Here is an 8,429-nt window from a genome sequence, read left to right on the forward strand (position 1 = left end):
CGCGCCGATATGCGTAAATTTATACGCGGTCAAGGCATTGAAAGCCGTGTGAACGTTCCGGAAGACGGAGAAATCGTTAAGCTGGATTGATAAACGGCTTATTACCCTAAAGCAGCCTGCACCTTGCTTTTCAAAGTGCAGGCTGCTTTTCGGATTTCAGACGGCCTTTAAAAGCAGTCTGCACAGGGTTTTCAGATAGCCTGAAAACTGCGTTTATGGCTTAACGGCCGCATCGCTGCCGTATCAGTCAATCATGGGCAGGTTAGAGCAGGCAGGCGTAGTCAGACGAATACATATGCTCCGCACCTTTGTTAGTGCTGTCTTGCAGTTCCCAAACTTGCAAAAACTGCCTATTTGTTTTATAAATGCAAACCATTATTATTCAAATGATAAGGTTATGTAATGAAAAAGAAAGCGATTGTCTGTGTAGTAGGGGCGGTTTTTTCCGGACAGTTATATGCGGCTCAGATGCCGGTGGCTCAGGCAGAAATAGAGCCTGTGGTGGTTACGGCCGACCGCAATGCGCAAACCTTGGATAAAGCCGCGCCGAATGTGTCGGTTGTCGGACGCAAAACCTTGAATCAAGCCTCGGCGCAGAATCTGGACGATATCGTGATGTATGAATCCGGCGTCAGTGTGCCGTCTGACAACAACCGCCGCGGTCATGCCGGTATCAATATCCGAGGCATAGACGGCAACCGCATCCTGATGATGGTGGACGGCGTACGCATTCCCGAGTCCTACGCGGGCGGCGGCTCCAACGGCGCGATTTCGGGACGCGATATGGTCGAAAGCGACACGCTCAAGCAAGTTGATATTGTCAAAGGACCTTATTCTGCGCTCTACGGCAGCGATGCGCTCGGCGGCGTGGTGAACATGGTCACGCTCTCGCCGCGTGATTTTGTCGATGCGGACAAACGTGGTCATTTCGGTTTGAAATACGGCTACCGCAGCCGCGACCGCAGCCACGGTGTGACGGCGATAGCCGCCGGTTTCCATGAAAACGCCGAAGGTCTGCTGATGCTGACGCGCCGCCAAGGCCACGAAACGGAAAACATGGGCGACGACAAAAGCTACTCGACTTCGCGCACCGCCACCAATCCGCAGAAAAACAATGCCTACAATATTTTGGCAAAAGGCAGTATCGGCAACGAACGACACCGTTTTGAAACCTTGTACGAACAGTATTACCACGCCAACGATACCGTGTTGGCAAACGGCTTGGGTTCGCAATCGCGCGGGCCGGTAACGGTGACGACTTCGGAAAGCAACGCCCGCGACCGCATCCGCCGCCAACGCATTGAAGCGGGCTACCGCTACACCGGCGAGGGTCGTCTGAAAGAAGCGAACCTGACCGCCTATCAGCAAAAACTGCGCACGGAAGACGATGCCGTCGATGTCAGCATTACCCGCATGGGCGCGCGCCAACTGGGCAACTCGACCCGCTATTCCGATTACGGCTTCGAACAAGTCATACGCGGCTTGACCGGACGCGGCGTGTGGGAATTTGATGGCGCGGTCAAACAAACCGTCGTTGCCGGAGCTGAATACAAACATACCGAAACCGCCCGTCCGCGCGACAGCCTGACCGTGGACAACCTGACCGGTGTCGTCAGCAAAACCTATGCGGGCAGCACCTATCCGAACAAAACCTTCCCCGACAGCAAACGCAAAACCCTCAGCCTGTACGCGCAAGACAGCCTGACCTTCGGCAACGGCATCGTCCTGACCCCTGCCCTGCGTTACGAGAAAGACAAGCTGAATACTGAAACCGACCAAGCCTATCTCAACGCCAATCCCGACGGCACGGCAACCCGCTTCAACGATTCCGCACTTACGCCCAGCCTGCGTCTGAGTGTGCCGATGGGTGAGCAGTTCACCGGTTTTGCCACTTATTCCCAGGGCTTCCGCACGCCGCCGTTTGACAGCGCGACCATGGCATTTGCCAACACAACCTACGGCTATGCCGTCATTCCCAATTCCAACCTCAAATCCGAACGCTCCAACAGCTTTGAATTGGGGATGAAGTTCAAAAACGAACGCGCCCGTGCGCAGGTCACCGCGTTCTACAACCGTTACCGCAATTTCATCAACCGCACCGAAGTCGGCACTGCCTCCATAGGCGGTCGCCCGATTATCCAGTACCAATATCAAAATCTGGATAGGGTCAAAACCTACGGTGCCGAAGCCTCCGCCGCCTATAAATTCCTGCCGGGCTGGCAAGTCTCCGGCAGCATCGCTTGGATGCGCGGTGAGCAGCAGGATGGCAAACCGTTGGATTCCGCTTATCCGCTCAACGGCGTTTTGGGTTTGGATTACACTCAGGAAAAATGGGGTGTTGGCACCAAACTGCGCTGGTCGAAAAAACACAGCCGCGTCAGCAGCGACAGCGTTTTCCAAGCGCCGGGCTACGGCGTATGGGATGTCGGCGCGTGGTACAAGCCGTCTAAAAACCTCGAAATCGGCGCGAACATTTACAACATCGGCAACAAAAAATACTGGCAACACGCAGACGTTGCCGGCATGAGCCGTACCAGTGTGATGGACTTGTACACCGAAACCGGCCGCAATTTCGCCGCAACCGTACAACTGAAGTTCTAATGTGATTCAACCGTTTTCAGACGGCCTGAGAAAATGAGCAGGCCGTCTGAAAGCATTCGATAAGGAAAAATAATGAAACTCAAACTCCTTCTGCTTTCCGCGTTTATTTCGTTGGCCGGCACTGCACACGCGCAACGCATCGTCGTGTTAACCCCCGATACGGCAGACATCGTTGCCGCGCTCGGCGCATTGGACGAAATCGTCGGCCGCGATCAGACCGTTCAAAATCCGGCGTTGAAAAATAAGCCCAGCATCGGCATTCATCGCCGCCTGACGGTTGAACCGATTGTGGCCGCCAAACCCGACATCGCCATCGGTTCATGGATGGCGCAGCCTGCCGATATTTTTGCCCACTTGCAAAAAGCAGGCATTAAAGCCGTCAATGTTGCGCCCGATGACAGCATCGCCGCCTATCCGCAAAGTATCCGCAACATCGGCCGGCTTATCGGCAAAAGCGCGCAGGCGGACAAATTGGCCAGTAAGTGGCAGGCGGATATGAAACAGCAGCCTTCCAGCGGCAAACGCTACCTCTTCAGCTACGACGGGCGCATCGTATCGGGCAAGAATACCGCTGCCGATGAAATCATCCGCCGCGCCGGCGGTATCAATGCCGCAGCCGCCATTGACGGTTTCAAACCGATGACACGTGAGGCATGGATTGCGGCTAAACCCGACATCATCATTATTGCCGACCACAACACTGCCATGATAGGCAACGTCAAAACCTTTGCCGCACGCCCCGAAATCGCCGGCTCGCCTGCGGCGAAAAACGGCAAGATTTATTTGTGGAAGGCCAATGATATGTTCCGTTACGGGTTGGATACGCCGCAAGTGGTTCAACGTTTGCACGGTTTGGCGAAATAAATACGCCTGCTTCGAAAAGAGGCTGGATTGATGTTTGCTTTTTCAGACGGCCTCTGTTCAAACGCGCCCGCTTATTCCTTCTTTGTGCAGACTTGTTCTCAAAATGCCGTCTGAAACCGTTATCCAATCCGCTTGAAACGCATTGCGCCATGAAACCGCATACCCTTACCCTCTGCCTGTTGCTTACTGCCGCCGCCGTTTATTTGTGTTGCGGCATCGGTTTTGGCGCGTGGGAATCGCCGTTGGCGATGGATGAAACCGTCCGCCAAATCCGTCTGCCGCGTATCTACACAGCACTGTTGGTTGGTGCGGGTTTGTCTGCTTCGGGTGCGGCCTTGCAGGCCTTGTTTGAAAACCCGCTTGCCGACCCGAGCCTGATTGGGACTTCGGGCGGTGCGGCTTTGGGCGTGATTGTTTTATTGGCTTTGGGCGGTGGTACGATTGGCGTACCTGCGGCGGCCTTTTTCGGTGCGCTGGGCGTGTGCCTGCTGATTTTGGCAGTGCACAAACTGCTCGGCGGCGGTACTTTTGGATTGCTGGTGTTGGGGTTTGTGTTGAGCGCGTTTTCAGGCGCGGTGGTCAGCATGATTTTGTTTTTATCTGACGATTTGGTATTGCGCAGTGCGACCACATGGCTGTCGGGCAGCCTTGCCGAAGCCGGTTTCTCATCGCCTGTTGCGGCAATCGCGGTCATGTTGCCCGGTTTTCTGATTTTGTTGTCCGCAGGCAGGCGGCTGGACGTTTTGATGACGGGGGAAGACACGGCTTCCAGTATGGGTGTATCAGTTGGGGCATTGCGTGTGCAAACCGTAATCGGCGCGGCATTGATGACAGGGGCGGCGGTATCGCTTTCGGGCATCATCGGTTTTCTCGGCATGATGATCCCCAATGTGCTGGCGCAAACCGTCGGCGGCAGTCGCCGCAAACTGATTGCGCTGTCGGCTTGGTTGGGCGCAGTGTTTTTGATGGTGGTGGACGGGGTGGCACGCTGGCTGACATACCCTGTCGATCTGCCGGTCGGTATCGTGATTGCCTTATTGGGCGGACCGTTTTTTATGTATTTGTTTATCAAGCCTTTAAAAAGCCGTTGATGCCTTATTAGGCCGTCTGAAACTTCATTGCCCCATATCTTTTGCCATGCACACCTTATTTCAAATCCGTAATCTTTCCGTCTGCGTCCAAGACAAAACCCTGCTTGAAATTGATCAACTGGATATACCTTCGGGCATGACTGTCATTATCGGCCCGAATGGCGCGGGCAAGTCCACTTTACTGCGTGCCTTAATCGGGCAAACGGGGCAGGGGGAAATCACGCTTTTAGGTGAGGCTGTTGCGCCGCAAATCCGCGCGGGCAGGGTGGCATGGGTCGGGCAGCATGGCCGTTACAACATGCCGATGACCGTACGCGAATACATTGCGTTGGCGTCATTCGTACAAAAAGGCCGTCTGAACCATGAATGGGCGGACGAGTTACTCGATTATTTTGATTTGACGGCGTTGGCGGATAAGCGCATCGGCAAGCTCTCAGGTGGCGAGCAACAACGCGCCAACATCATCCGCGCCCTGTTGCAAAATGCGCCGGTCTTGCTTTTGGACGAACCGTGCAACCATCTCGATATCCGCCACCAACACCGCCTGATGCAGTATTTGGTCGGGCATTCAAACCGTGCCTCATCAATGATGGTATTGCACGATTTAAACCTCGCCGCGCATTATGCGGGAAATATTATTTTGATGAATAAGGGAAAAGTAGTTGCATCAGGCAAGGTGGGCGAAGTGATGCGCCCTGACTTACTTGAATCGGTTTATGGTTGGCAGATACGCCGTTGCGAAGATGAAGCGGGGTTTTATTTCAGAAGCTGAACGCCAAAAGGCCGTCTGAAAAACGATAAAGAAAATTTATTTTATCGTTCAAAAATGAAACGAGATGGGAGGATATTCCCGACTTGAAGAACCAAATTTTGCGCATTTCACAAGTAAAATGCCGATTTTCATCAAATAGAAATACATTTAATTATTTATAGAATACAATATTTTAAAATAATACTAATTTTTAATTACGCAAAAATATTGACAAGAAAACGATGATGGTTATTTAATATATAAATCTTGTTAATAATTTTTATTAATCATTATCATGGTACAGCAGCTTGTTTGGACTCCGAAACAATCCGCACCCAAGGCATTTCCTGAACGTCAGGCATTAATGCCCGTTTGGGGCGGTGTTCCAATGCCGCGTCCCCAGTGGCAGAACATTTGGAAGAAAAGGCTTCCCCATGCCACCGATGTGGATGCGCTTGCTTATCTGCATATTCCATTTTGCGCCAACCATTGCGTTTTTTGCGGCTTCTACCGTAATGCGTGGAAGGACAGCCAAAGCAGCGTGTATACCGACAAAATTATCGAAGAAATGGCAGCTGAAGCCGAAGTCCGTACAGGCAAGGGCAAAATCCGAGCCGTTTATTTCGGGGGCGGTACGCCGACCGCGTTGCTTACGGAAGACCTCGTCCGCCTGATTCGTGCCTGCTACCAATATCTGCCGCTTGCCGAAGATTGCGAGTTCACCATCGAAGGGCGCATGAGCCATTTCGATTTGGAAAAAGCACAGGCCTGCATCGAAGCAGGCGCCAACCGCATTTCCATCGGCGTGCAAACCTTCAATACCGCCATCCGCCGCCGTCTCGGCCGCAAACACAGCGGTGACGAAGCGTTTGAATATTTGGCAAAATTGTGCGAACTCGATGCCGTGATTGTGGCCGATTTGATGTTCGGCCTGCCCAATCAAACCGATGACGTTTGGCAAAACGATATCGCCCGCGCCGCCGAGCTGCCCTTGTCCGGTTTGGATACGTACGCGTTCAACCTTTATCCCATGCTCCCCATCAACCGCATGATTGAAAAAGGTGCATTTCCGACACCGCCGGGTTTCGATATTCAGGCAGACCAATATGCCTACACGGTTGAAACACTGCTGGAAAAAGGCTGGGAACAAGTCAGCAACAGCCACTTCGCCTATCCTGGCCGCGGCGAGCGCAACCGCTACAATACCCTGATCAAATCCGACATTCCCTGTTTGGCGTTCGGATCCGGCGCTGGCGGTAACTTCGGCGGTTTCAGCTATCAGGTGCAGGGCGATTTGGAGAGTTATCTTGCCACGCCGAAAGGCGAGAAAAACATCGCATTTATGAGCGGCCATAGTCCAAATAAAGCACTGCTCAGCAAAGTCCAGCACGATATTGAAACAGGCCGTCTGAATCCATTATTGTTTGACGGCAACAAAGCAGCGCAAAAGCTGATTGCCCAATGGCAGGAAATGCAGCTTTTTAAAGAACCTGATTCAGACGGCCTTATCCGTTTGAATACCAGCGGCCGTTATTGGTCGCCCACCCTTATCCGCAAACTCATGCTCACTCTTCCGACTCAAGAAAAGGATCAAACCATGCAAAAACTTTCAGCCGAACAACAAACCATGTTGCGTCAATCATTGGAAAAAAATCCCGGCCAAGTACTGGAAATGCTGGCAGCGCAAAACCAATGCAGTTTTGAAGACGTTATCCGCTGTCTGCCAGAAGAGAACGTGCGCCAAACCGAAGGCAGCCGCATAGTCGAAATCCTCCAAGCCATTGCCGCATGGGATGAATCCGTTACCTTCATCGCCCACACCCCCGATGCCATCGTCGAAGTCAGCGGCAAACTGCCTAACGGCAAAGTCGGCCGCGGTTTCTACAACTTTGACCATCCTGAAACCGATGGCGGCGTACACGGTCATATCTATTACGAAAACTGCGCCTCCATCTACCTTTTGGAACGCCCGTTCATGGGCAAAGCTACTTGCTCGCTCAACTTTATCAACCGCAACGGCGGCGCCATGTTTAAAATTTTTGTCGGCCGCGATGAGGCAGGCGAGTTGAAACAACACCAAATCGAAGCCATGCGCAAATTGTTTGATGCCGCTTAAACGGCTTCAGACGGCCTGATAATCCGTTCCTTGTTGCATAGAGGAGCGGATTTTCTAACAACAAACATCTACCATACAAAGGAACCCCAAACATGCAACTCATCTTCGGAGCCAACGGCCCGTCCGGCCGCGCCTATATCCGCACATTGACTGACTCAGCCGATACCGTCGCCGTATTGAGAAGGCCGTCTGAAGACAGCTTTTTTGCCGCACACAATATTCAAACCGTCGTCGCCGATGCGCTTGATGCCGACGCGCTCGATAAAGCGTTGGCACAATATCGTCCCGATACTGTGATCAGTTTTGTCGGCGGCAAAAACGAAGAGGGCATCCGCAGCGATGCGCTGGGCAATATCAACATCATTGCCGCTACGAAAGCCGCCAATCCGCAAGCTCGCTTTGTACTGATTACCAGCATGGGCTGCGGTGAACAATGGGACATGATGAGCGAGCCGTTCAAACAGGCACTCGGCGAAGCCGTCCGTGCCAAAACAGAAGCTGAAATCTATCTCAAACAAAGCGGTTTGAATTGGACCATCCTGCGCCCCTGCGGCCTTGCTGATGGCGAAGATAATACCTATACCTTGACACAAAATACCCAAGAAATTCCGCAAAAATACATGACGCGCAACGGCTTGGCCGCTGCCGTTGCTGCCATTGTCGGCCAAGCGGACAGCAAGGGCGAAACGTATAGCGTTGGTGCGGCATAAAACGGATTGAGTAGATTGCCCACTTTCTCTTTATTAAAGTTGGAGTAGGTAATTGATTAGCAGCCGATCAAAACAATAAAGGATTTGCTTAGAAAAGGCTGGAGGATATAAATAAAAAGGCCGTATGAAAATTTCAGACGGCCTTTTATGTTTGAATTCTGTAAGTGATTGTACTACTGAGAGAAACAGGAGTTGGCAGGCTAAAATATTAGACTTATGAATTTAACATAATATAAATTATGCGAACTTAGACTAGTGTGATGCAATAGTCTTTTCTACAGATTATGGCCACAACC

The 8,429-nt window shown here is 52.1% G+C and carries 6 protein-coding genes and 1 pseudogene; all 7 read left to right on the plus strand.

Going from position 1 to position 8,429, the window contains the following annotated elements:
• A pseudogene (locus ACTHSP_RS14830) lies at positions 1-90 on the plus strand (MBL fold metallo-hydrolase); the annotation flags it as partial.
• Between the two features lie 312 nt (positions 91-402).
• Complete coding sequence (locus tag ACTHSP_RS14835) at positions 403-2,601, plus strand: TonB-dependent hemoglobin/transferrin/lactoferrin family receptor (RefSeq protein ID WP_440346347.1); 2,199 nt, start codon at positions 403-405, stop codon at positions 2,599-2,601.
• A gap of 72 nt (positions 2,602-2,673) precedes the next feature.
• Positions 2,674-3,465, plus strand: a complete 792-nt coding sequence (locus ACTHSP_RS14840; protein ID WP_440346348.1) for a heme/hemin ABC transporter substrate-binding protein — start codon at positions 2,674-2,676, stop codon at positions 3,463-3,465.
• A gap of 149 nt (positions 3,466-3,614) precedes the next feature.
• Positions 3,615-4,556 carry a FecCD family ABC transporter permease gene (locus ACTHSP_RS14845; RefSeq protein WP_440346349.1) on the plus strand — a complete coding sequence of 314 codons (942 nt, stop codon included), beginning with the start codon at positions 3,615-3,617 and terminating at the stop codon, positions 4,554-4,556.
• A 46-nt stretch (positions 4,557-4,602) separates the two neighbouring features.
• Positions 4,603-5,328, plus strand: coding sequence for an ABC transporter ATP-binding protein (locus ACTHSP_RS14850; RefSeq protein WP_049351024.1), 726 nt, complete (start codon positions 4,603-4,605; stop codon positions 5,326-5,328).
• Between the two features lie 274 nt (positions 5,329-5,602).
• Positions 5,603-7,423, plus strand: a complete 1,821-nt coding sequence (gene hutW, locus ACTHSP_RS14855; RefSeq protein ID WP_049351025.1) for a heme anaerobic degradation radical SAM methyltransferase ChuW/HutW — start codon at positions 5,603-5,605, stop codon at positions 7,421-7,423.
• Positions 7,424-7,515: 92 nt separating this feature from the next.
• The gene (locus tag ACTHSP_RS14860) at positions 7,516-8,133 is read left to right on the plus strand and encodes an NAD(P)H-binding protein (RefSeq protein ID WP_049351026.1); all 618 of its coding nucleotides are present in this window, start codon (positions 7,516-7,518) and stop codon (positions 8,131-8,133) included.
• Positions 8,134-8,429 lie beyond the last annotated feature (296 nt).

This window comes from Neisseria sp. P0001.S005 (assembly GCF_051963715.1).

What these genes read in the sequence shown, in the direction of transcription:
- ACTHSP_RS14835 (WP_440346347.1), top strand. Translation starts at nt 403, where the DNA reads ATGAAAAAGAAAGCGATTGTCTGTGTAGTAGGGGCGGTTTTTTCCGGA.
- ACTHSP_RS14840 (WP_440346348.1), top strand. Translation starts at nt 2,674, where the DNA reads ATGAAACTCAAACTCCTTCTGCTTTCCGCGTTTATTTCGTTGGCCGGC.
- ACTHSP_RS14845 (WP_440346349.1), top strand. Translation starts at nt 3,615, where the DNA reads ATGAAACCGCATACCCTTACCCTCTGCCTGTTGCTTACTGCCGCCGCC.
- ACTHSP_RS14850 (WP_049351024.1), top strand. Translation starts at nt 4,603, where the DNA reads ATGCACACCTTATTTCAAATCCGTAATCTTTCCGTCTGCGTCCAAGAC.
- hutW (WP_049351025.1), top strand. Translation starts at nt 5,603, where the DNA reads ATGGTACAGCAGCTTGTTTGGACTCCGAAACAATCCGCACCCAAGGCA.
- ACTHSP_RS14860 (WP_049351026.1), top strand. Translation starts at nt 7,516, where the DNA reads ATGCAACTCATCTTCGGAGCCAACGGCCCGTCCGGCCGCGCCTATATC.